Annotated in this window: 21 protein-coding genes; 13 read left to right on the forward strand and 8 right to left on the reverse strand. The window is 67.8% G+C overall.

Annotation, left to right across the window (positions count from 1 at the left end; translation table 11 throughout):
- Positions 1 to 51: 51 nt before the first annotated feature.
- A complete protein-coding gene (locus FOZ70_RS06575; protein WP_219705241.1) occupies positions 52 to 1,098 on the forward strand; it encodes an AraC family transcriptional regulator in 1,047 nt (348 codons plus the stop codon).
- An 84-nt stretch (positions 1,099 to 1,182) separates the two neighbouring features.
- On the forward strand, positions 1,183 to 1,488 hold the full coding sequence (locus FOZ70_RS06580) for a hypothetical protein (protein WP_219705243.1): 306 nt from the start codon (positions 1,183 to 1,185) through the stop codon (positions 1,486 to 1,488).
- 35 nt (positions 1,489 to 1,523) lie between these two features.
- Here FOZ70_RS06580 and FOZ70_RS06585 read toward each other — a convergent pair whose 3' ends face one another.
- Entirely contained in the window at positions 1,524 to 1,820 is a 297-nt protein-coding gene (locus FOZ70_RS06585) for a hypothetical protein (protein WP_219705246.1), read from the reverse strand.
- 464 nt (positions 1,821 to 2,284) lie between these two features.
- Here FOZ70_RS06585 and FOZ70_RS06590 point away from each other — a divergent pair, with 464 nt between their 5' ends.
- Positions 2,285 to 3,853: an EAL domain-containing protein gene (locus tag FOZ70_RS06590; RefSeq protein ID WP_219705247.1), complete on the forward strand. Its 1,569-nt coding sequence runs from the start codon at positions 2,285 to 2,287 to the stop codon at positions 3,851 to 3,853.
- Positions 3,854 to 3,944: 91 nt separating this feature from the next.
- On the opposite strand, the gene FOZ70_RS06595 is transcribed toward FOZ70_RS06590, so the two are convergent.
- The 4 genes from FOZ70_RS06595 to FOZ70_RS06610 form a co-directional block, all read right to left on the reverse strand.
- Positions 3,945 to 4,865 carry a hypothetical protein gene (locus tag FOZ70_RS06595; RefSeq protein ID WP_059709225.1) on the reverse strand — a complete coding sequence of 307 codons (921 nt, stop codon included), beginning with the start codon at positions 4,863 to 4,865 and terminating at the stop codon, positions 3,945 to 3,947.
- On the reverse strand, positions 4,862 to 5,236 hold the full coding sequence (locus FOZ70_RS06600; protein WP_219705249.1) for a hypothetical protein: 375 nt from the start codon (positions 5,234 to 5,236) through the stop codon (positions 4,862 to 4,864). The genes FOZ70_RS06595 and FOZ70_RS06600 overlap by 4 nt, the downstream gene beginning before the upstream one ends.
- A gap of 317 nt (positions 5,237 to 5,553) precedes the next feature.
- Positions 5,554 to 6,051, reverse strand: a complete 498-nt coding sequence (locus tag FOZ70_RS06605) for a hypothetical protein (RefSeq protein ID WP_111999490.1) — start codon at positions 6,049 to 6,051, stop codon at positions 5,554 to 5,556.
- Between the two features lie 255 nt (positions 6,052 to 6,306).
- Complete coding sequence (locus FOZ70_RS06610) at positions 6,307 to 6,681, reverse strand: nuclear transport factor 2 family protein (RefSeq protein WP_219705251.1); 375 nt, start codon at positions 6,679 to 6,681, stop codon at positions 6,307 to 6,309.
- Between the two features lie 103 nt (positions 6,682 to 6,784).
- On the opposite strand from FOZ70_RS06610, the gene FOZ70_RS06615 reads away from it, so the two are divergent.
- From FOZ70_RS06615 to FOZ70_RS06630, 4 genes are all read left to right on the forward strand, one after another.
- Positions 6,785 to 7,765, forward strand: a complete 981-nt coding sequence (locus FOZ70_RS06615) for a LysR family transcriptional regulator (protein ID WP_060218450.1) — start codon at positions 6,785 to 6,787, stop codon at positions 7,763 to 7,765.
- A 185-nt stretch (positions 7,766 to 7,950) separates the two neighbouring features.
- Positions 7,951 to 10,335 (forward strand): DNA polymerase II, encoded by a 2,385-nt coding sequence (locus tag FOZ70_RS06620; RefSeq protein WP_060341408.1) that lies wholly within the window; start codon positions 7,951 to 7,953, stop codon positions 10,333 to 10,335.
- Positions 10,336 to 10,485: 150 nt separating this feature from the next.
- The gene (locus FOZ70_RS06625) at positions 10,486 to 10,806 is read left to right on the forward strand and encodes a DUF4148 domain-containing protein (RefSeq protein WP_060229000.1); all 321 of its coding nucleotides are present in this window, start codon (positions 10,486 to 10,488) and stop codon (positions 10,804 to 10,806) included.
- 108 nt (positions 10,807 to 10,914) lie between these two features.
- Positions 10,915 to 12,042, forward strand: a complete 1,128-nt coding sequence (locus FOZ70_RS06630) for a J domain-containing protein (protein WP_219705253.1) — start codon at positions 10,915 to 10,917, stop codon at positions 12,040 to 12,042.
- A 63-nt stretch (positions 12,043 to 12,105) separates the two neighbouring features.
- On the opposite strand, the gene FOZ70_RS06635 is transcribed toward FOZ70_RS06630, so the two are convergent.
- Together FOZ70_RS06635 and plcR are read right to left on the reverse strand one after the other, a co-directional pair.
- Positions 12,106 to 13,482 carry a pectin acetylesterase-family hydrolase gene (locus FOZ70_RS06635; protein WP_027790043.1) on the reverse strand — a complete coding sequence of 459 codons (1,377 nt, stop codon included), beginning with the start codon at positions 13,480 to 13,482 and terminating at the stop codon, positions 12,106 to 12,108.
- 66 nt (positions 13,483 to 13,548) lie between these two features.
- On the reverse strand, positions 13,549 to 14,280 hold the full coding sequence (plcR, locus tag FOZ70_RS06640) for a phospholipase C accessory protein PlcR (RefSeq protein WP_219705255.1): 732 nt from the start codon (positions 14,278 to 14,280) through the stop codon (positions 13,549 to 13,551).
- A gap of 430 nt (positions 14,281 to 14,710) precedes the next feature.
- On the opposite strand from plcR, the gene FOZ70_RS06645 reads away from it, so the two are divergent.
- The 5 genes from FOZ70_RS06645 to FOZ70_RS06665 all read left to right on the forward strand — a co-directional run bounded on the left by FOZ70_RS06645 (position 14,711) and on the right by FOZ70_RS06665 (position 21,059).
- A complete protein-coding gene (locus FOZ70_RS06645; protein ID WP_219705257.1) occupies positions 14,711 to 15,937 on the forward strand; it encodes an amino acid deaminase/aldolase in 1,227 nt (408 codons plus the stop codon).
- A gap of 65 nt (positions 15,938 to 16,002) precedes the next feature.
- Positions 16,003 to 17,421 (forward strand): D-arabinono-1,4-lactone oxidase, encoded by a 1,419-nt coding sequence (locus tag FOZ70_RS06650; protein WP_219705259.1) that lies wholly within the window; start codon positions 16,003 to 16,005, stop codon positions 17,419 to 17,421.
- Entirely contained in the window at positions 17,418 to 18,602 is a 1,185-nt protein-coding gene (locus FOZ70_RS06655; protein WP_219705261.1) for an MFS transporter, read from the forward strand. The genes FOZ70_RS06650 and FOZ70_RS06655 overlap by 4 nt, the downstream gene beginning before the upstream one ends.
- A 137-nt stretch (positions 18,603 to 18,739) precedes the next feature.
- Positions 18,740 to 19,936 carry a porin gene (locus FOZ70_RS06660; protein WP_219705263.1) on the forward strand — a complete coding sequence of 399 codons (1,197 nt, stop codon included), beginning with the start codon at positions 18,740 to 18,742 and terminating at the stop codon, positions 19,934 to 19,936.
- 100 nt (positions 19,937 to 20,036) lie between these two features.
- A complete protein-coding gene (locus FOZ70_RS06665; protein ID WP_048021314.1) occupies positions 20,037 to 21,059 on the forward strand; it encodes an AraC family transcriptional regulator in 1,023 nt (340 codons plus the stop codon).
- A 50-nt stretch (positions 21,060 to 21,109) separates the two neighbouring features.
- Here the strand turns inward: FOZ70_RS06665 and FOZ70_RS06670 are convergent, their stop codons facing one another.
- Entirely contained in the window at positions 21,110 to 21,814 is a 705-nt protein-coding gene (locus FOZ70_RS06670) for a GntR family transcriptional regulator (protein ID WP_048021312.1), read from the reverse strand.
- A 183-nt stretch (positions 21,815 to 21,997) separates the two neighbouring features.
- On the opposite strand from FOZ70_RS06670, the gene FOZ70_RS06675 reads away from it, so the two are divergent.
- On the forward strand, positions 21,998 to 23,218 hold the full coding sequence (locus FOZ70_RS06675; RefSeq protein WP_219705265.1) for an aminotransferase class V-fold PLP-dependent enzyme: 1,221 nt from the start codon (positions 21,998 to 22,000) through the stop codon (positions 23,216 to 23,218).
- Positions 23,219 to 23,366 lie beyond the last annotated feature (148 nt).

Raw genomic sequence — 23,366 nt, forward strand, 5'->3', positions numbered from 1 at the left:
GCGGGTCGCTCCGCGTTGACACTTGCCGACGATTACTTGACACTTTCCGCCATGCCCGCCGCCTCCCCGCTATCGACGCAGCGCGTCTACTACTCGAGCACCTACGTGCGGCTGCTGTTCGACTATCTGTCCGAGCAGGGCAAGGATGCCGCGCGCGTGCTGGGCGAGGCGCGGCCGCCTGAGGACGACCGCGGGCTCACGCTGTACGCGAGCGCGCACTGGCGGCGCCTGCTCGAATGCGCGGTGCGGGCGCTCGACGATCCGCTGCTCGGCCTGCACGTCGGCCAGCGGATCACGCCCGCCCACCTCGGCGCGCTCGGCTACGCGCTGCATGCGTGCCGCGATGCCGGCGCCGCGCTCGCGCGCTGGCAGCAATACGAACACCTGATCGCGAACGTCGCGCGCATGGAAGTGCGCGTCGAGGCGGCGTCGGTCGCGATCGAATGGCACGATGCGCCCGAGCCGCTCGGCCCGCTCGTCGACGAAGTCGCGCTCACGGCCATCGTCCAGTTCGCACGCAACATCACCGGCACGCGTGACGGGCCCGACGAAGTCTGCTTCGTGCACCCGTCGCCCGGCGACGATCGGCCCTACGTCGATTATTTCGGCTGCCCGGTGCGGTTCGGCCAACCGGTGAACCGCCTCGCGTTCCCGCTGCACCTGCTCACACAGCCGCTGCGCCAACCGGACGACGCGCTGCTGCAGATGATGGAACGCCAGGCAAGCGCGCTGCTGGCCGAGTTGCGGCAGACGGACGATCTCGAACAGTCGGTGCGCGAAGCCGTCGCGCGCCTGCTGACGCATGGTGAAGCGAGCATCGAACAGATCGCGTCGGACCTGCATGTGTCGTCGCGCACGCTGCATCGGCGGCTTGCCGAACTCGGGCTCAACTTCCGGACACTGCGCGAGGACACGCGGCGGCGGCTCGCGATCGACCACCTGAACGATCCGCGGCTGACCCTCGCGGAAGTCGCGTGGCTGCTCGGGTATTCGGAACACAGCGCATTTACGCGCGCCTTTCGGCGCTGGACCGGCGAATCGCCACAGCAGTGGCGCAGCCGGCAGCCCGCGCGGGCGGCGAGCGTCGCGCGCGGCTGAGCGCCACCGAGCGCAGCGCACAACCGCGCCGCCGACGAACTCGCGCCCGCCCGCGCGGTCGAACGAGCATCGCCGGAGAATCCCATGAAACGCGTTGCCGCTGTCGCTGTCCTGACCCTGCTTGCCGCCGTCAGCTTGCCGGCGACCGCCGGTGCACCATCCGGCAGCGCCGGGCCGGTTCCCGTTCAAATGCATGCGAACAACTGCGTGCCGTCCCGCAGCGCCACGCCCGATGCGCGCTCGCCGTCGAAGGCGCCGCCGATCCGCGTATGCGTCGGCGATTCCAATACGCAACTGAACCTGCCGTGGTTCCTGACCGATGTGCTCACCGCGGTGGACACGCACCAGTCGGGCGGTGACCTGCTGCGCAAGATGCGCGACGATTTCTGAATCGCGGCCCGCGCGACGCGCGGGCACAGCATCGTTCACTCATCTTGGGACGCCTGCAACACCTGCGTGAACGTGCCGACCATGCCGGCCCACATCGCGGGGTCGGCAATGCTGCGCAGCAGCGCAAGCGCTTCCTTTCGTTCGTCTTTCGAAAGCGGACCATGTGCGCCGCGGATGGTGTTGTAGCGCGGCGTGCCGCGCGACGCGAGCGCGCGATCGAGCACGTAATCGCGGGCCTGCCCGTTCACGTCGATCCGGATCCACAGCGAACCGCCGTCGGCTGCGGCTGCACCATCGGTCACGATGACCGTGCGCACGGTATTTTCTTCCATCCCGAAGCTCCGGCGAGACATGCGACCGTATCGCGCGGCGACCGAACGCGGGCCGCGGGCAAGTCGGCAAAGACAGCATCCCGAAAGAATGTTTCTTGTCGAGACACAATGACAAAATTACACCAATTGTTGAATAACAATATTTCGTAATCTCTCATCACATCTTATACTTGCCGCGCACCATCCTCGTGCCAAGAGACGGTGTTTTTTCGTCCCGGCCGCAAGACCATGCGGCCGGGGTTTTTTCGGTGTGCTCCGCCAGTTCATATGCGCCGAATGCGCATGTTCATGGAGGCAAGCCTCGGAATGAACGGCCCATTGCGACGAGGCGGTCACGGGTGTCCGTCGCGACCGTAGGATCGATCGCATCGAGATGGCGGCGCGCATGACGCAGGCGTGCCGTCGATGTATCGACCGGTACGACTTGCCTCTCCCAACACACAACACCAAAGGCGACCGCGGGAATGTCGGCGTTCACGCCAGGCTCGAAACCAGTGTTCCAGCGCAGCGGCGCGTGGCCGCGGGTCGTCTTGTTCGTCGCCGTTATCGTTTGCGTACTCGTGCCGGCCTTCGCGATCGCGCTTGCCGACCGCTATGCGCGCGATACCGTCATCGAACATGAACACGTCGTGGCGAACGATATCGTGGCATCGGTCGACCGCATCCTGGACGGCACGCGCCTGCGACATGTGGACGAACTCACCGCACTCGTCGGGCGGCCATGCTCGGCGGTATTCCGGACGCTCGCCGAGATAGGCACGCGCCTGCGCTACCTGCGCGCCGTCGCGCTGGTGTACGACGGACGTGTCATGTGCTCGTCGGCGCTGGGGGCAATCGACTTGCCGCTGGGCGCGTACACGCACGAGCCGGAGCCGGGTTCGACGCTCGTCACGCTGCTGCGCCAAACGCCGTTCCAGCAGGGCATCCCGGTGCTGCCCGTGTTTTACGCCACCGCGCCCGGCGCGGGCGTGCTCTACCTGGTCGAGGGTGACTACGTGGCCGACGCGCTCGCGCACGGCGCCCGCTACGGGACGGAAACCGCGACGCTGTCGATCGCAGGTTCGGGCCATCTCGATCAGTACGGGAAGTTCGCGCCGGAATCGGCCGCGGAACCCGCACGCGGCAGCACGATCGTGTCGCCCCGCTGGCCGTTCACGGTGTCGGTTGCGGCATCCACGCGCTACGCGTCGCAGGTTCGGCACCACTATCGGCTGATCGGCATCACGATCGTGCTGCTGGCGGATGGCCTCGTGATGGCGGCCTACCTGCTGGCGATGGCACCGCGCCGGCTGCTGCTGAAGGCCGTGCGCAACGCGCTCAGGCGCGACGAACTCCATGTCGTGTACCAGCCGATCGTCGAGGTCGGGACGCGCAGGACCGTCGGCGTCGAGGCGCTGCTGCGCTGGCAGCATCCGAAGTGGGGGGCCATCAGCCCGGCGGTGTTCATCCCGCAGGTCGAATCGAGCGCGGTGCTGCCGAAAGTGACCGAATTCGTGCTGCGGACCGCCGTGTCGGAACTCTCCGCGCTGACGCCGTCAACGCCGCTGCGCATCGCCGTCAACATCGCGCCGAAGGATCTCGAGCGCACGCGGTTCGTGTCGATCGTCGAGGATGCGATTCGAGCACTGCCGCCCGGCTTTACGCTGGTGCTCGAAGTCACCGAGCGCATCCTGCTCGAGAAGAACGCGCGGACCACCGCGATCTTCCATGCGCTGAGAGCGAAAGGCGCGAAATTCGCGATCGACGATTTCGGCACGCATCACAGCAATCTCGACATGCTGTCGCGTTTTCCGTTCGACTACGTGAAGATCGATCGCCAATTCGTCTCGCAGCTGAACGGCGGCGGCGCGGGATTGATCGAGGGGATCGCGTCCGTCGCACATCACTACGACCTGAAGATCATCGCGGAGGGCGTGGAAACGGAAGCGCAGCATCGCGCGCTGCAGACGGTCGGGATTCAGTATGCGCAGGGATATCTGTATCAGCGGCCGCAACGGGCAGAGCACTTGAAGCGGGATGTCGCGTGGGTGTAGGGCGCCGGTGCGTACGCTGATGCGCCCGCTGCCGAATCGCCGCGGGTCGTCTTGTCGTGCACGCGGCTCACGCCATATCCGCTTGCGGGTTTCACGCCGACGGCATGCCTTGCGACGGTCCGGCGGTCTCGCGACGCACAGCGGCATAGAACACGCGGAACCACACCCAGTAGGCCGCGCCGGTTCCGGCGAGAACGACGACCGGCATCATGCCGGACATCAGGCTGGCTATTCCGAGCACGTCGCCCACGAGGCGCAGCACCGCATAAGCCAGCAGCAGGACCGATACCATCGACGCAAGCGACGCCCCCAGCAGACGCCGGACGTGCAGCCGACCGAGATCGCGAGGCAGGCCGAGCATCGCGCCTGCGAAGACGATCGCGGCGGGCACGACGATCCCCCCGACGTAGTTCAGCATCACGAGCTTGAGATCGTCGTCGAAATGGTCGAGCAGGATCATCACGGCCTGCGTCATGAAAAGCAGCAATACGCTGGCAAACAACCAGGCCGCGAGACCCGCAATGCGCCGCCGCGCATTGCCGCGCGGCGCCCCGGGCAACACGTCGTTGCGAAACAGGTGGGTGACGAACCACCACGCAAGCCAGGCGACGAGCGCGTAGAGGACGGCATTCACCGGCGCGATGAGCGTCACGATGTGCGTCAGGCTGAGAGAACCACCGCGCAACATGCCCACGAGCGCCTGGAATACCAGCACCTGCGCGGCCTGCCAGACCAGCAGGCATAACGCAAAGGCCGTCAGCGGCAACGCGGGGCGACGGAATGCGAGCTGATCCCGGTACTCTCCGTGCCAGCGGACGATCAGGAACACCAGGCCGCTTCGAAACACCAGGCTCCCGATGAAAGTGGACAGTTGCACGGCCAGCATATTCACGGACGGCGAAGACTTCGTCGACCACACGTAGAGGCCGATCAGAAATTGCGCCGTGGTGATGACCGCCGCGATGAGCGCGGCGATACCGGGTAAGGAAATTTGCCGGGAGGAGGCGTTCATGGGGAGTCCGAGGTAAATGGGTTCATCGGCAATGCGTGCGGCGCCGCACTTCCAGGCAAACCGAACAGCCACGCCCTCCCTGCAGCAACAGGACGGCCGGGCATCCGCCGGGAGAATGCGCGTGTGGGTTTCGTGTGGTGTTTCCGGGCAGCGACCCGCGGCCCCGACCGGGGCGACGCACCGGTTGCGACCGTTTCCGGCGAACCGGCTGCACGGCCAAGACCCTCGAGCATGTCGCGCAGAAGGGCCCGCCCCGGCAACCCGAGGACGAGCGACAGCGAGCCGAATTCAATCGGGATCGGTGGATGCGTGCGGTTTTGCGGTCGATTGCCTTCGCTCATGTCGAGCGACAGGCCGGTCGACTGCGGCATGGAGGCTTTCACCAGCGGCGACTGGAAACGAGGCAGGCGAAGTCAGGTCGGCATGCGTCATGCGCTCCCACGCAGCTTGCGCGATGTGTCGGCACGTCATCGCGACCGATGCAGGGATGCCCGGCCCTGCGGTGGCGAATCGGAGCACGATTGCCAGGCCGGAAATTGAACGCGACAAGCGACGCTTGCCGAGCCGGCCGTTCCGCAATTGCGTCCATCATGCGGTACGCATTCATGGCGCCTCTCTCAGAATGATGTTGTTCTTGACCGGCGATTCTACGAACGATGGTTCCGTGACGTCAATCGGGCGGGATTCATCAGCATGCCGGCGGATGATCGGGATCGGACAGGCATGTGTCCCGATAGGCGTCGTCGACGGCACGCAGAAACGCCTTCCGTCCGTTCTCCAATGCCGTGGCCGTGTGCGCGTCCGGCGGGACGGGCATCACGCGGCCATCGGGCGACATCGAATAGCCGAGATCGACGAACGCATCGTCCGGCGCGCGCTTCGTTCCGATCCAGTAGCCGATCGAAACCGAGCTGGCAACGCCGGTCGCGCCGTTGTAACCCACTTCGAATCGTCCGGCCTTGAAGATGCGCGGCCTCATTTTTTCCGCATAGGACAGCACTTCGGCAACCGTTGCGCCATCTTTTGTCCGATGCTGCCTGACCGCCTGTATCCAGTTGGCTTCCGTGGTCGCCGGCAGTGCCTTCACTTTCGGGGAAGCGCATATCGCACGCCCGCTTCCACACAGGCAGGCCGCAACGACGACACAGCCGGCAACACGTGCGACGCGATCAATCGCGAGTTTCATTCAATGATCCTTGACGGGTTCAATCGAGCCCGAATCTTACGATCATCGGCCGGATCCCGGAACGGTATCGCGCATCCCGCGCCGGCACTCCCCCGCCCAAGCACTGAAATCGGCCGCCCGGGCATCCATGACGAGCGGGTATCTTGACGGCGTTCGAGCGGGGTCCCATTACGGATTCCCCCGTTGATGCCGAGACACCGCATTTCGTTGACGCAAAAAAACCGGGAAACCGATGCGCATCTGCCGTGCGCCGCTTCAGTCGAACGTACGCACCACGGCGGACGCCTTGGTTGCGATCAACCAGCTGCCGTCCACCTTGTGGATGACGAAGTGATCGTTGAACAACCGGTTGCCGATCCGCACCCGCACCGTAGCCGTTGAAAGGCCGTCCGACACATGCGCCATCGAGAGGATCGCCTCGTCCCTGGGCGCGCCAGTCGATCGCGGACTCGGCCTCCCGTTGATGAGCGCCGCATACTCGGGCGACGCCAGCGTGCGAAACCGGCCTTCATCGAGCCACTGAATCACGCAGCTCGGGTGAAAAACCTTGTCGAAGTCGCGGCTCTTCGGCTCGTAAGCCAAATTGAAGTAGTCGTCGATCAACGCGACTACGGCCTGGGTCTGGGTCATGGCTGGCTTTCCTCGATAGTGAACCGCTCGTATAGTGAGCGATCGCCCCCGCCCTCGCCTACGGCGACCCGGTTATCGCTGCCATTACAGGAACACATGGATCATGGAAGACCTCGACGGAGGACTGGTAAGCGGCTTGCTTGTCCTTGCGGCCCTGGCCGAATCCGGTAGCTTCGGTCGAGCAGCCTCCCGCCTGGGCAGGACTCAGCCCGCGGTCAGTCGCGCGATCCAGCGACTGGAGGACCGCCTGCGCGCGAAGCTCGTGCATCGCACCAGCCGGCACGTCGAAGTGACGGACGCGGGCCACGAACTGTTGTCGAAAGTGCTGCCGTTACTGCAGGGGATCGAGGAGGCGACCGCCGGCACTTCCGGCCAGGCCTCGGTCGCCAGCGGCACGCTCCGTGTGGCGTGCGATGCCGCATTCGCCCGCCTTGTGCTCGCGCCGGAGCTCGCCCGGTTCATGAAGGAACACCCCGCTCTGCACCTGAAGCTGGAGACCCGGAACGACCTCTCGGACCTCGTCAGCGACGGCTTCGATCTCGCCATCCGCTTTGGCCCCCCATCCGTTTCCACCTTGGTCTGTCGAAGGCTGTACAGCCCGCGGGTGCTGACGGTGGCCGCACCGTCCTACCTCGAGCGACGCGGCCGACCGAGGTCGCCGCAGGATCTGGTCGACGACGGCCACGAATGCATCCTGGCCATCGACCCGGCTACCGGCCGCCCCTTCGACTGGGAATTCTGGCGTGACGGCGAAAAAGTGAAAGTGGCCGTAACCGGCAGCCTGACCGTCACGGATGCGGGCACCAAGATCGGCGCCTGCGTCGCAGGCTTCGGGATCGCCCAGGTGATCGACCTCGGAATCGACACGCACCTGCGTGCCGGCACACTGGAGCCGGTGCTGACCGACTGGTGCGACGAGACGTTCCCGCTTTACGTCTACTACCCCAGCCGGAACCACGTTCCGGCCAAGGTGAGAACGTTCATCGACTTCGTCGTCGGCATGATGCCCAGGCTGCAGTCCAATGGCTACGGCGCGTGCCGGCAACCGCCATCCGCCGTGCTCGAAACGCTGCGTCGCGAGTAGTCGCCTTCTTTCCGTCGCGCGCCGGACGTCAATCGCGTCGAAAAACCCGAACGCCGGCCGGCACGCGGAAGATCGCGCATCGCGCGCCGGCTTCCTGCCACCTGTTGCCACGCACGCCCCCGTCGGCACGGCCGCCATTCAAGCGCTAAAATCCGCCGCCTGGGCATTCACGACGAGCAAGCGTTTTGACGGCGTTCGAGCAGGGTTTCATCCTCACCCGCCACTGGCGGGACACCGCATCCGGCATCGAGATCGAGTTCTGGCTGGCAACCGAACACGGTCCGCGCCGCGTGCGCCTGCGCCCGCAGGAAGCCGTCGCGTTCATCCCCGCCGAACAGCAGGCGCTCGCCGAACGCACGCTGGCCGGCGAGCATGACGCCGAGTTGCGCCCGCTCACGCTGCGCGATTTCCGGCAGCGCCCCGTCGTCGGCCTCTATTGCAAGCGCTATCGCCATCTGTCCGGGCTGCAAAAACGCCTCGCCGCAGCGGGCGTCGACGTCTACGAAGCCGACGTGCAACCGCCCGACCGCTACGCGATGGAACGCTTCATCACGGCGTGCGTGCAGTTTCGCGGCCGGCCCGGCCGCGACGGCACGCTGACCGGCACCGAGCTGAAATCCGCGACCGGCTATCGCCCGGCCCTGCGCTGCGTGTCGCTCGACATCGAAACCAGCGTCCACGGCGAGCTGTATTCGATCGCGCTCGAAGGCTGCGGGCAGCGGCAGGTCTACATGCTCGGCCCGCCGAACGGCGATGCAGGCAGCGAAGCGGGCACGCGGGACTTCGACCTCGACTATTGCGACAGCCGCGCCGCGATACTCACGCGGCTCAACGACTGGTTCGAAACACACGATCCCGATGCCGTGATCGGCTGGAACCTCGTGCAGTTCGACCTGCGCATCCTGCATGCGCATTCGGAGCAATACGGCGTGCCGCTGAAGCTCGGGCGCGGCGGCAGCGTGCTCGACTGGCGCGCACACGGCCAGCAGCCGGACCACTTCTTCGCGGGCGCGGCCGGCCGGCTGATCCTCGACGGCATCGACATGCTGAAATCCGCGACGTGGACGTTCCCGTCGTTCAGCCTCGAATACGTGTCGCAGGCGCTGCTCGGCGAAGGCAAGTCGATCGACAATCCGTACCAGCGGATGGACGAGATCCAGCGCCGCTTCGATCACGACAAGCCGGCGCTCGCGCGCTACAACCTGAAGGACTGCGAGCTCGTCACGCGCATTTTCGACAAGGCGGACCTGCTGTCCTTCGCGCTCGAACGCGCGAGCGTGACGGGCCTCGCGGCCGATCGCACCGGCGGGTCGGTCGCGGCCTTCACGCACCTGTACCTGCCCCGCATGCACCGGCTCGGCTACGTCGCGCCGAATCTCGGCGACGTGACCGGGCAAAACAGCCCCGGCGGCTTCGTGATGGATTCGCGCCCCGGGCTGTACGACTCGGTGCTCGTGTTCGACTACAAGAGCCTCTATCCGTCGATCATCCGCACGTTCCTGATCGATCCGGTCGGGCTGATCGAAGGGCTCGCGAATCCCGGCGACGACGCATCGGTGCCCGGCTTTCTCGGCGCGCGCTTCTCGCGTACCGCACACTGCCTGCCCGATATCGTGCGCCGCGTGTGGGAAGGCCGCGACGATGCGAAGCGGCAGCGCAACGCGCCGCTGTCGCAGGCGCTGAAGATCATCATGAATTCGTTCTACGGCGTGCTCGGCTCGACCGGCTGCCGCTTCTTCGACCCGCGCCTCGCGTCGTCGATCACGATGCGCGGGCACGAGATCATGCACCGCACGCGCGAGCTGATCGAAGCGCAGGGCTACGAAGTGATTTATGGCGATACCGATTCGACGTTCGTGTGGCTCGGCCGCGCGCACGACGACGACGAAGCCGGCGCCAAGGGCCGCGCGCTCGTGGCGCACGTGAACCGCTGGTGGCACGCGCACCTGCGCGACCAGTTCGGGCTCGAGAGCGCGCTGGAACTGCAGTACGAGCGGCACTACCGCCGCTTCCTGATGCCGACCGTGCGCGGTGCGGAAGAAGGCAGCAAGAAGCGTTACGCGGGCCTCGCGGCGGCGGCCGACGGCGGCGAGGACCTCGTGTTCAAGGGGCTCGAAACGGTGCGCACCGACTGGACGCCGCTCGCACAGCAGTTTCAGCGCGAGCTGTATCGACGCGTGTTCAGCCGCGAGCCCTACCAGGATTTCATTCGCGACTACGTGCAGCGCACGCTGGCCGGCGAATTCGACGACCAGCTCGTCTACCGCAAGCGCGTGCGCCGGCCGTTGCGCGAATACGAGCGCAACGTGCCGCCGCACGTGCGCGCGGCGCGGATCGCCGACGAGTTCAACCACGCGCAGGGCCGGCCGCTGCAATACCAGCGCGGCGGCTGGATCAGCTACGTGATGACGACGGCCGGCCCCGAGCCGCTCGAGACGATGCGCTCGCCGATCGACTACGCGTTCTACCTGAGCCGCCAGCTGCAGCCCGTGGCCGACGCGATCCTGCCGTTCCTGCGCGACGATTTCGAACGCGTGATCTCCGGGCAGGGGCAGTTGTTCGGCGACTGACGACGTGGCGGCACGGCGGCACGCCCGTCGCCCACTGTGGCGCATTCCGGAAACACAGTTCACCCGGAATCGGCATTTATCCGGCCGGCATGGATTCCTAAACTTGCTTCGTCGGTTCGGTGAACCGCCACGCAACCGTCTGAGGAAATCATGAAATCGATCATCGCCACCGTCGTCGCCACCGCTGCCGCGACTGCCCTGCTCGCCGCTCCGGCCGTGTCGTACGCGCAGTCGTCGCACTCGACGCTCACGCGTGCGCAGGTACGCCAGGAACTGTTCGACCTCGAAGCCGTCGGCTACGACCCGGTCGCCAGCAACGGGGACAACTATCCGGGCGACATCGTCGCCGCGCAGGAGCGCCTGACTGCCAAGCGTCTCGCGGAACGCAACAACGCCGCTGCCGCATATGGGCCGGGCGGCACGCCGGGCACGGATTCGGGCGCACCGGCGGTCGCGGCGCCGCGGCCGTAACGCGCTGGCGGAAGCGTCGGCGAAGCGGGCCGTTCCGCGCCGCCGGCCGCACATCCGGCTAGAATACCGGCCTGCTGCGCGCCCTGCCGCGGCCGGAGGACATTCATCATGACCGCACGACGCGGTGCCGCGGTCGTCATTGCGCCCGGCCACGAGACAGCCAGCCTGTCGAAAGCCCAGAAGACGTTCAATACGCTCGTCCAGCAGATCGAAACACGGCGCGAACGCCTCGGCGCATGGGACGCCGTGACGCCGGCCTTCCACAAGAAATTCGTCGACGTGCTGCTGCCGCTCGAGCAGGCGGCGACGGCGTTGCGGATCAGCTTGCTCAACCGGCTCGACGACGCGTTCCTGCAAAAGGGCTTGAGCAAGGCCGAGCAGCGCACGCTGTCCGACGTGATCGCGAACATGGCGCGCGACCTGCTCGACGTCAGCGACGACGCGCAGTTGAAGATCCTCTACAACCGGCACCGCACATCCGGCGACGACGACCGCACGGCAGCCGACCGCGCACGGCCGAAGCAGGCACCGGAGCCGGCGCCCGCCCCCGCGCAGGAAGACGATCTCGACACGCTGTCGGCCGACGAACTCGCCGAGCGCATGCAAGCCGAGCTGGACGAACAGTTCAGGCGCGACATGGCCGAGCACGAGGCCCGCGAGGCGCAGCGCGCGAAACGCAAGAAGGCGCCCCGGCAATCGGCGGCGCAAGCGAGGCGCGAAGCCGAGCAGGCCGAATCGAGCAAGTCGATCCGCGACGTCTATCGCAAGCTCGCGAGCGTGCTGCATCCCGATCGCGAAACCGATCCGAAGGAACAGGAACGCAAGACCGTGCTGATGCAGCGGGTCAACCACGCGTATGCGAAAGGCAACCTGCTGCAACTGCTGGAACTGCAGCTGGAGATCGAGCAGATCGACCGGCGCGCGATCGACGGCCTCGGCGAAGACCGGCTGATGCGCTACAACGGCATCCTGGAGGAACAGGTACGCGAGCTGGACCAGGAGATCCGGCACGTCGAGACCCACTTCCGCCGAACCTACGGCATCGCATCGTCCGTCAAGATCGCGCCCGATACGGTCATGCGGATACTGACGCGCGACATTGCCGGCATGCAGCGCAGCAACCAGGACCTGACCATCGCGGTGCGCGAATTCGACGACCCGGACAACGTCAGGGAATGGCTGAAGGACATGAAGCGCCGGCCGGCATCGTCCCGCTTCAACGACGATTCGTACTGAACGCGCACGCCAGGCGCAACGGCGGCGCGGCGCAGGGCAGCGCACCGCGCCTCCGTCACCCGTTCACGCCCGGTGCCCCGAGATCGGCCCCGCTTCGCCGGTCAGGTTGAACACGCTGTCGATCCACGCGAGAAACGTCGAGAACGTGAAATCCGACCACTGCTGCGTGCGGAACGCCTTCATCACCGGCGTCTCGGCCGGGTCCTGCTGGTTCAGCAGGTTGTCGACGAAGGTGCCGATATCCGCGTCGGTGCCGTTCTCGTGGATCCCCGACCCGGTGAAGCTGACCGCCGTTACCTGATGGTTGGCGATGAAGTCGTTGCGCGCCCACGGCATGAAGTAGCCGAAGTTCGGCAACGGGTTCAGCGTCTGCTTCAACCCGTCCAGCTCCTTCCCGAACATCGCGAGCGACAGCGCATCCTTCGTCGCGTCGTCCGGCGCAGCGATCACGGCCGGCACGAACGCGCGATAGTGATACGCGGCGATGATCTTGTCGCGCTGGTAGCTGGAAAAACCGAAGCGATCATGCGGAAAGGTCGCCGACAATGCCGCGTACGCGCTCCCCATGTTGCCGGGGTCGAACCGGCTGGTCAGCCGGCTGTTCACGGTGATCATCCCGTCGGGGCCCGTCATCCCCCACTCGGTGCGCACGCGGTCGTACAGGCCGACCGACGGATGCGTGGCCGCGTCCGCATCGAACGGCGTGTTGAACACCGTGCCGGCGTCGTCGAGCAGCGAACTGTGCGCCTGCGGCTGCAGCGTGTTGCGCAGCGTCGCGTAGTTCGCGAGCGTGCCGTAGCCGCCCGCGCTCATCCCGTACACGAGCAGCCGGTTCGGCTTGCCGAAGCCGTGCGACGTCAGCCACTGCGCGACGGCCTGGATGTTCTTCAGCCCGCTGTAGTGCTGCAGGCGCCAGTCGCCGGACGGCGACGTGTAGTTGCGCACCGCGCTGCCCATGTGGATATCTCCGGTGCAATAGGGCACGAAAACCTGTGTCCATTGCTGCGTTTCGACCTTCGGCTCGCCGACGAGAATGTGCGCGAGATCCATGCGCGTCAGCAGCGGCGACAGGAACGACGACAGCAGGCTCTCGTTTGCGGTGCCGTTCATGTAGTTGTGCGGGATGCCGTCCGGGTTGAAGCCGCCGAGGCCGGCCTCGGCACCGGTCGACGTCTGCGTGCAGGTGCCGTAGTCCCAGCACGCGCCGCCCGGCTCCATCATGTACAGCAGGTTGTCCGACTGCGCGCGATTGATGTAGAAGCGCATCGGCGTGCCGTTGCCGCAGGATGCACCGGTGCTCTCGGGCAACGTCACTTCGTACCACGAATAATAGGGAACCGACGGATCCGGCATCGTCGTATCGGCCGCGTGACCGTTCAGTGCCGCGCAACCGAGCAGCGCGGCAACGGCCGCGCGCAGCAGGCATCGTGCTGTGGACATCTCCCCTCCTTGTCGATGGACATGACGCGGCCGCCGGGCGCCGCCCCGGCCGCGCGGATTCGGCGCTCAGTGCACGCCGGACGGTGAAGCGCCGTCGAACAGCTGGACGCGCAGCGCCTGCAGGCGTTGCGCGATGACGGCTTGCTGCTGGTCGGGATCGGGAATGCTCGCCTGAACCTGCCGGACGACGTCGCGGCTCTGCTGTTCGTACGCGAGATAGCGCGGGTCCTGCGCCGGCGACGGGCCGACCGTCCGCTGCGCATAGGTGTCCCATTGCGCGCGCATCGACCGGATCGCCGCGCCGCGCGTCGCCGGGTCGGCTTCGGTGTCGGTCAGCAGCGCCGCGCTCAGCGCTTCGGCCTGCACCGGCACGATCTCGTTGCGCGCGACGTGGTCGGGAAGTTCGTCGAGAATCCGGCGCGCGAGCGCGTCGCGCTCGGCTTGCGGCAGGCTGTTGCGGCGATCGCCGTAAGCGGCGACCTCGTCGCGGAAGCGCGCGAATGCAACGACGCGCTTCACTTCCGCGTCCGCATCGGGGCGCCCGGCAAGGCTGCGGCGCAGCGCGTCGACGTCGAGCCGTCGCTCCTCGGGGCCCGGTGTCACGACGCCGGTGCCGGTGCCGGTACCGGTACCGAACGTATCGGCCGCACCGGACCGTGTGCCCGCCGTCGCGACCGGCGTGCCGGACGACGCGGCTTGCGCCGGTGTCGCCGCTTCGTATCGCCAGATCGCAACGACGGCCACACCGATCGCCGCGATCGCGCCCGTGCGCCGCCAGAGTGCCCTGTTCTTCTTCACGTCGCCTCCTCGTCACGTCATGCCGTTCTTCGCCGGTGCATCCGCGAGTAGGTTCTAGGTCGAATCCGGCATGCAGTCAAAAGCGGCACTAGAACGCGGGCACTAAACCCGCGCGCAGCGGCGATGGCCGGCAAGACGTTTGAAACGCATTTCGTTGTCGCGTCGGCACGCGCGTGATGTCGAGCGTCGTGCCCGTCCGGCGGTGGTTCGCGCCGGCACGCGCGATGTGCGCCGCGACACCAAGCAAGCAACGATCCACCTTCACGGGGCGCGACGCTCACGCGTGCGCGTGGCCGATACGGATGGCCGGATAAGACCCGTCGAACGACCCGCTGAGCGCTTGGTCGTCATTTTGGCCGGCCCTATGCTGGTTTCCGACACGCGTCGAACGGTCGGCGCGGCACACACCCCACCCAGCCGAGCCCGTTCCATGAGCCGTGCAGACCTTCCGCATCGCGCACCCGCCGCCGTCCACGACTATCCGACCTATCGCGACGCGCTCGCGGGCCGCCGCCTTCCCGCCGCATTCGTCGATCTCGACTGCCTCGACGCGAACCTCGCCGACCTGAAGCGCCGCGCACGCGGCGTGCCGATCCGGCTCGCGACGAAATCGGTACGCTCGCGCGAACTGATCGGCGCGGTGCTCGCCGCCGGCCCGTTCATGCAGGGGCTGCTGTGCTATTCAGCCGCGGAAGCCGCGTGGCTTGCGGACGGCGGGTTCGACGACATCGTGGTCGCCTATCCGACCGTCGAGGCCGACGACCTTCGCGCGGTGGCCGCGCAGCTCAGGCGGGGCCGCTCGATCACGCTGATGGTCGACGCTGCCGCCCAGGTCGACGCGATCGACCGCCTCGCACGCGCGGAAAGCGTGACGATCCCGCTCGCGATCGATCTCGACATGTCGTCCGCGTATCCGGGCCTGTATTTCGGCATGTACCGCTCGCCGGTGCGCGACGTGGCCGCTGCACTCGCCCTCGCGAACCACATCGGCGAGCGGCGGCACGTGCGGCTCGACGGGCTGATGGGTTACGAAGGACAGATCGCCGGCGTGGCCGACACGGAGCCGGGCAACGGCGCGCGCAACGCGCTGGTACGCCACCTGAAGCGCCGCTCGGCGCGCGAGATCAACGCGCGCCGCCACGCGGCCGTGCAGGCGCTCGCGGCGGCGGGCTACAGGTTGCGCTTCGTGAACGGCGGCGGCACCGGCAGCTTCGAAAGCACGCTGGGCGATGCGTCGGTCACCGAGCTCGCGGCCGGCTCCGGCCTCTACGCGCCGGCGCTGTTCGATCACTACGCGGCGTTTCATGCGCAACCGGCCGCCGGCTTCGCGCTGCCCGTCGTGCGGATTCCGCAGCCGGGCATCGTGACCTGCTCGGGCGGCGGTTATATCGCATCGGGCCCGGCCGGCAAGAGCCGGCTGCCCCGCCCGTGGCTGCCGGCCGGCTGCACGCTGATCGACAACGAAGGCGCGGGCGAGGTGCAGACGCCCGTGCGCGTGCCGCGCGGCGTTGCACCGGCGATCGGCGATCCGATCCTGTTCCGCCACGCGAAGGCCGGCGAACTGTGCGAACGCTTCAACACGCTGCTGCTGATCCGCGGCGGCCGCGTGGTCGGCGAGGCGCCCACCTATCGCGGCGAAGGCAAGAGCTTTTTCTAGCGGGCCGCGCGGCCCGTCGTTCAAACCGTTCAACTCATTCGATCGACAACCACGGAGACAATGCCATGTGGCGTAACTGGTCGGGATATGTCTGCAGTCCTGATGCAACCGTGTCGACGCCCGCGTCGCACGCCGCGCTCGCGGCGGTGCTGCGCGACGCGGCAGCAACGGGCGCCACCGTGCGCGCGGCCGGCGCCGGTCACTCGTTCTCGCCGCTCGTGCAGACCGACGACGTGATCCTGTCGCTCGACGCGATGCAGGGCGTGATCGACGTCGACCGCGACCGGCGCGTCGCGCGCGTGCATGCCGGCACGCGGCTGTGGGCGCTGGGCCCGGCGCTCGCCGCGCACGGCCTCGCGATGGAGAACCTCGGCGACATCAACGTGCAGTCGATCGCCGGCGCGACCAGCACCGGCACGCACGGCACCGGCATCACGCTCGGCAACCTGGCGACGCAGATCGACAGCCTGACCTTCATGTGCGCGGACGGCAGCGAGATCCGCGCGAGCGCCGACACGCATCCCGAGCTGTTCGCCGGCGGCCGGATCGGGCTCGGCGCGCTCGGCGTGCTGACCGAGATCGGCCTGCGCCTCGTGCCCGCGTTCAAGCTGCGCCTCGAGCGCGGCGGCATGCGGCTCGACGACTGCCTCGCGCAGGCGGACGCGCTGATCGCGAAGCATCGCTCGTTCGAGTTCTACTGGTTCCCGCACACGGACACCGTGCTGACCAAGGCGTGGGACATGACCGACGAGCCGGCCGACGCGGTGCACTGGGCGAGCCGCGCGTCCGAGTCGTTCCTCGAGAACACGGTGTTCGGCGCGCTGTGCGGGCTCGGCCGGCGCGTGCCGTCGCTGTGCCCGGCGCTGAGCCGGCTGTGCGCATCGACCGTGTCGGCCGGCCGGCACGTGGATGCGAGCTACGCGATGCTGTCGACGGTGCGCCGCGTGCGCTTCAACGAAATGGAGTGGTCGGTGCCGGCCGACCGCGGCGCCGACGCGCTGCGCGAAATCCGCGCGTTCATCGCGCGCCGCAGCTTTCCGCTGATGTTCCCGATCGAATATCGCTGGGTGCGCGGCGACGACATCTGGCTGAGCCCCGACTACGGACGCGACAGCGTACGTATCTCGGCGCACCAGTATCGCGGGATGCCGTTCGACGCGTATTTCTCGGGCGTGCAGGCCATCTGCCGCAATCACGGCGGGCGGCCGCACTGGGGCAAGGTGCACGCGATGAAGGCCGCCGAGCTGGCGGCGTGCTACCCGCACTGGGACGATTTCCTCGCGCTGCGCGAGCGGATGGACCCGCACGGCCGCTTCCTGACGCCGTACCTGCGCACGCTGTTCGGCCTGCCGCAAAGCGCAGGCGCAGGTGCAAACGCAAGCGCCACCGCTCGCGCCACGCCGGCCCGCCGCGGGACACACCCGATGCACGAAACGGCCGGCGTCGCGCAAGATCGGCCGCGATCCAGCCAGGAGGCCTCATGAGCACAGCCACGCTGCACGCGGCCGCGCAATCGCGTCCCGATCCGTCGACCGGCGCCGTCGTCCGCCTTGCGCTCGCGTTCGCGGCCGCCACCAACGGCCTGATCCTGTCGCCGTTCCTCGTCGCGGCGGTGATGACGCGCTTCCGGCTCGACGAAGGCACCGCGACCGCGCTCGTCAGCGCCGAGATCCTCGGCATCGCGATCAGTTGCGCGCTGCTGTCGCACCGGATCGCGCGCGCCGCGCGGCCGTTCACGCTGGCCGGCCTGGTCGGTGCGATCGCCGGCCAGGCCCTCAGCGCGGTCGCGCCCGGCATCGTGTCGGCGGCGCTCGCACGCGGGATGACGGGGCTGTTCGAGGGGATGCTGTTCGTCGTCGTCGCGTCGGGCGTGTCGCAGCGCGCATCGACCGACCGCCTGTGGGGGCAAATCAACCTGCTCGCGGGCATCGTCAACGGCGGCATCCTCGTGCTGATCTCCGCGCTGCCGGCCGCGTGGCTCGGGCGCTGGGTGTTCGCGCTGCTGGCCGCCGTCGTCGCCGTGCTGGCGCCCGCGATCCGCGGCATCGACGCGTTCGCGAGCGCGCCCGCGCAGGCCCGCTTGCGCGCCGGCACGCTGCCGTGGCGGCCGGTGCTCGCGATCTGGGTCGTGACGGCGCTCGTCTATGGCGTGCAGGCGTCGCAATGGGCGATCGCCGGTTTCGTCGGCGAGCGTGCCGGGCTGTCGCCCACGACGATCGGCGTGCTGCTGTCGGTGTCGTCCCTGCTCGGCTTCGTCGGCGCGGCGATTCCGTCGCATCCGGCCAGCCACCGGCACCGCCTCGCGCTGATCTGGGCCGCGCAGCTCGCGATGATCGCGTCGATCGAATGGTTCTTCGGCGCGCGCGGCGGCAGCGCGTACTTCCTGAGCCAGTTCGTGCTGAACAGTGCGTTCTTCGTGATCGTGCCGTTCCTCACCGGCATGCTGTCCGACGTCGACCCGGACGGCTCGCTGGTCGCGCGCACGCTCGTCATCACGTTCTTCGCGGCGGGCATCGGCACCGCGCTGTCGGGCGCGCTGCTCGGCCGCTTCGGCGGCACGCGCGTCGCCCACGTGCTGTGCGTGGCCGTGCTGGCCGCCGCCCCGTTCGTGCGGCTGGCACTGCGCCGCGCGGCACCCGGTGCCGTGGCCGGCGCGGCGCCCTGACCGCATTGCGCCATGCCGTGGCCGCGACGCACCACGAGAATGGCCGCCGCGGCCTTGGCCCGCGCAAATTTGGCTTTCTACAGTCGTTCCCGACGGCGCGAGCCGTCCATCCCCAGCTCGATGCGGAGTCCAGAAGAATGAATCGTCACGATAGCGTTCGCGCCGCGTGCTGCGCGATGATGGTCCTGGCCGGTACCGGTGCGCACGCGCAAGGCAACGTGACGCTGTACGGCGTGATCGATGCGGGCATCCGCTACGAAACGCACGGCGTGTCCTACGGCGCCGACGGCACGCCGGTGTCGACGGGCCGCAAGATCTCGATGGCCGACGGTGGCGGCCTGACGGAAAGCTACTGGGGGCTCAAGGGCAACGAGGATCTGGGCAGCGGGTTGTCCGCGCAGTTCAACGTCGAAAGCCACTTCGGCCCGAACAGCGGCGCCATCGTGCCGGCCGGCTCGCCGAACTTCTTCCAGGTCGCGTACGTGGGGCTGACGTCCACTACGCTTGGCCAGCTCTCGCTCGGGCGCCAGTACAACGTGCCGTTCGAGATGGCGTCGCTGACCTTCGGCTCGAACCTGTGGGCCGGCCCGCAGGACCCGTACTTCAACCTGTTCAAGCCGGAGCAGACGATGCTCGCGGGCGCGCGCACCAGCAACATGATCCAGTACGGCGCGCAACTCGGCAGCTTCTACCTGCTCGCGCAATATGCGCCGGGCGGCCACGCGGGCGGCGGCGTGCGCGGCGGCCAGCTCGGCGCGGCCGCCGCGTATGCGCCGGACAAGGGGCCGTTCACGGTCGGCGCATCGTTCATGCGCAGCTGGGACGACGTCACGCACGGGAAATTCGACATCTACACGGGCGGCGGCTCGGTGACGATCGGCAACGCGACCGTCAACGCCGGCTACATCGAGAACGCACGCGACAACGACTTCACGTCGTTCGAGAACGGCCCGTTCAGCCCGACCGATCTGGCGGGGCTCGGCATCATCTCGCCCGCGCAGGTGGTCGACCCGACCGTGCCCGGCGGGTTCCGCCGCCGCAAGATGGCGCTCGCGGGGCTGACCTACCGCTTCACGTCGGCGTTCACGGCGGCCGTCAACGCGTGGTGGACGCAACAGTCCGGCTATACGGCGGATTTCGACGGCCGTGCGCGCCAGTTCCAGGTGATCGCCGGCTACAGCCTGTCGAAGCGCAGCATGCTCTATGCGGAAGTCGACTACGCGATCTACCGCGGCGGGCTGGTCGGCGCGCAGCTGGTCGGCGTGAACGGGCAGGCGCCGAGCACCGGCACCACGCAACTCGGTGCGACGGTCGGCCTGCGTCACTACTTCTGAAGCGGGGCCGCGCGGGATGTGGGCGATCGCGGCCGGGGCGGCACTGGGTCTCCGGCCGGGCGGGACGAGTACAATCCATGGAAAAAAATACGGAGCATCCATGGACGATACCGACCGTTATACGACGGCGAATCTGCCGGTCCATCTGTTGCGGTGCCTCGCGGAGACAAGCAAGGAACTGGGCATCGACCCCACGCGGCTGTGCCTCGGGCTCGGCTTCGACGTCGCCGACCTGTCGAATCCGTCGTGCCGGATTTCATTGCGCCAGGCGAGCACGATGATCCGCCGCGCGCTCGAGATGGCGCCGGGGCGGGCGCTCGGCCTCGAACTCGGCACGAGCGAGACGATCGCGTCGATCGGGCTGGTCGGCTATGCGATGCTGACGAGCCCGACGCTGAAGGACGCGATCGTGACCGGTATCGGGCTGCAGCGCCACACGGGGCCGCTGATGCGCTTCGACGTGATGTCGGATGCGCGCACGCTGTCGGTTCGCGCGACCAACGTCTTCCTCGAGCCCGACATCGAGGCGTTCCTCGTCGAGGAGGCGTTCGGCAGCTTCATGAAGATCGGGCGCTCGCTCGTCGGCCCCGCGTTCCAGCCGAAGGTCGTCGATCTCAGCTACCCGCCGCCGGCCTATGCGGAGCAATACGCCCGCGTGTTCCCGTGCCCGGTGCGGTTCGAACAGGAGCAGAACCTGTTTTCGTGCGACGCCGCGCTCGGCAACCGCCCGATCGCGACCCACGATCCGCTCGCGCATCGCCAGGTGCTCGAGTTCCTGCAGGACGCGCTGCCGCCCGAACCCGAAGGCACCGAATTTCTCGAATCGATCGAGCGGATCATGCGGCGCGACCTGCGGCATGCGCCGTCGCTCGCCGAGATCGCCGCGCAGCTGTGCATGAGCGAGCGCACGCTGCGGCGGCGGCTGGCCGATCAGGGCGTGTCGTACCAGACGGTGATCGACACGATCCGCCGCAAGCGCGCGTTCACGCTGCTGAGCAATCCGCGGCTGTCGATCGAGGACGTCGCGCACGAAGTCGGGTTCAGCGACGCGCACAACTTCCGGCGCGCGTTCAAGCGGTGGACGGGGCACGGGCCGAGAGAGGGGCAGCGGGCGGCGGTGTAGCGGCGCGGGGCGCCGGCACGACGCGATGACCGTTCGCGTGCGGCGTGCGACTACGCGTCCACGGCCCCCTGCTGCAACAACACCGCGTCGCGCTTCTCCAGCAGATGCCGCCGCAGGATCGCCGCGAGCGCCTTGCCGTCGCGCGCCTCCAGCGCCTTGATCATCTCCTCGTGATCATGCACCGCGCGATCCCACTTCTCGACGTGCTGGTTCGAGCGGAACCGCATCGACATGATCCGGCGATTGATCGACTGGTACGTGGCGCGCAGCGCCGAGTTGCGCGCGGCCTCGTTGATGCGGTCGTGGATTTCCTGGTTGCGGCTGTAGTAGCCGGGCAGGTCGTTCTGCAGCCGGCACGCGAGCATCGAGTAATGCAGCGCCTTGATCTCCGCGAGCTCAGCGTGCGTGATGCGCTCGCAGGCCAGCTCGCCTGAAAACGCCTCCAGCCCCGACATCAGCTCGAACGTCTCGCGGATCTCCGATTCGCTCATCCGGTACACGCTCGCGCCGCGATTCGGCGACAGCACCAGCAGCCCCTCGGCCGCCAGCACCTTGAACGCCTCGCGCAGCGGCGTGCGCGAGATGCCGAGCGTCTCGCACAGCTCGCGCTCGTTCAGCCGCATGCCCGGCGTGAGCACACCTTCGACGATGAATTTGCGCAGGTGCTCGACGACCGTGTCGTGCAGCCGCTGCCGCTCCAGTTTCGGCAGTGCCGGCGCGCCGCCGGCCTGCTCCAGATCATTCAAATCTTGCATGCAAAATCCTTCCTTCTTGCTTCACGCGATTCTACTTCAACTCGCCCGACCCGAATATCTCCCCGTCAACGCCGGGTAAACACCGGCATTTTCGGTGAAATCAGTGCTTGGGTTTGCCGCGATCGCTCTGCTAAAGTATTTTGCATGCAAAATTCAAAATGCAACCAAGGAGACAGAACGACCATGCTGCAACTCGACTTTCATCCGTCCGGCCGACATTTCCTGCAGATTCCCGGGCCGAGCCCGGTGCCCGACCGCATCCTGCGGGCGATGAGCTATCCGACCATCGACCACCGTGGCCCCGAATTCGGCGCGCTCGGCCTCAAGGTGCTCGCCGGCATCAGGAAGATCTTCAAGACCACGCAGCCGGTGATCATCTATCCGGCGTCGGGTACCGGTGCATGGGAGGCCGCGCTGACCAACACGCTGAGCGCCGGCGACACCGTGCTGATGTACGAGACCGGCCACTTCGCGACGTTGTGGAAGAAGATGGCCGACGCGCTCGGCCTGAAGCCCGAATTCCTCGGGCTGCCGGGCATCGAAGGCTGGCGCCGGGGCGTGCAGCCCGACATGATCGAAGCGCGCCTGCGCGCCGATACCGCGCACGACATCAAGGCGGTGTGCGTGGTGCACAACGAAACCTCCACCGGCGTCACCTCCGACATCGCGGCCGTGCGCCGCGCGATCGACGCGGCCGGCCACCCGGCGCTGCTGATGGTCGACACGATCTCGGGCCTCGCCTCCGCCGACTATCGCCATGACGAATGGGGCGTCGACGTGACGGTGTCGGGTTCGCAGAAGGGGCTGATGCTGCCGCCCGGCATCAGCTTCAACGCGGTGTCGCCGAAGGCGCTCGCGGCGAGCGGGCACGCGACGCTGCCGCGCGCGTTCTGGAGCTGGCACGAGATCATCGAGGCGAACAGGAACGGCTACTGGCCGTACACGCCGAACACCAACCTGCTGTACGGGCTCGCCGAAGCGCTCGACATGATCCTCGGCGAAGGGCTCGACGCGGTGTTCGCGCGCCACCAGCGGCTCGCGGAAGCCACGCGCCGCGCGGTGCGCGCGTGGGGCCTCGAGATCCAGTGCGCGGACCCGGCCGTCTACAGCCCCGTGCTGACCGGCGTGATGATGCCCGACGGCGTCGACGCGGACGCCGTGCGCAAGCTGATCTACGAACGCTTCGACATGTCGCTCGGGCAGGCGCTCGGCAAGATGCGCGGCAAGATGTTCCGCATCGGCCATCTCGGCGACTGCAACGACCTCACGCTGATGGCCACGCTCGCCGGCTGCGAGATGGGGCTGAAGCTCGCCGGCGTGCCGGTTGCCGCGAGCGGCGTCGTCGCGGCGATGGACACCCTCGCATCGAACACGCACGCCCCCGCGCTGCGCGCGGCGGCCTGAGCGCCGGCGGGCGGCGCGCACGTTTCCCGCACGCCGCCTGACGCGCCCTTTCCGCTTCACGGGCGGCCGCGCGGTCGTCGCGACACGCACCGGCCGCTGCCGGCGCCCGCCCCGCTTCATCGGCACGACCACCTCGATGCCGGCCTCG

Source organism: Burkholderia sp. COPS, assembly GCF_019425585.1.
Classification (GTDB): Bacteria; Pseudomonadota; Gammaproteobacteria; order Burkholderiales; family Burkholderiaceae; genus Burkholderia; species Burkholderia cepacia.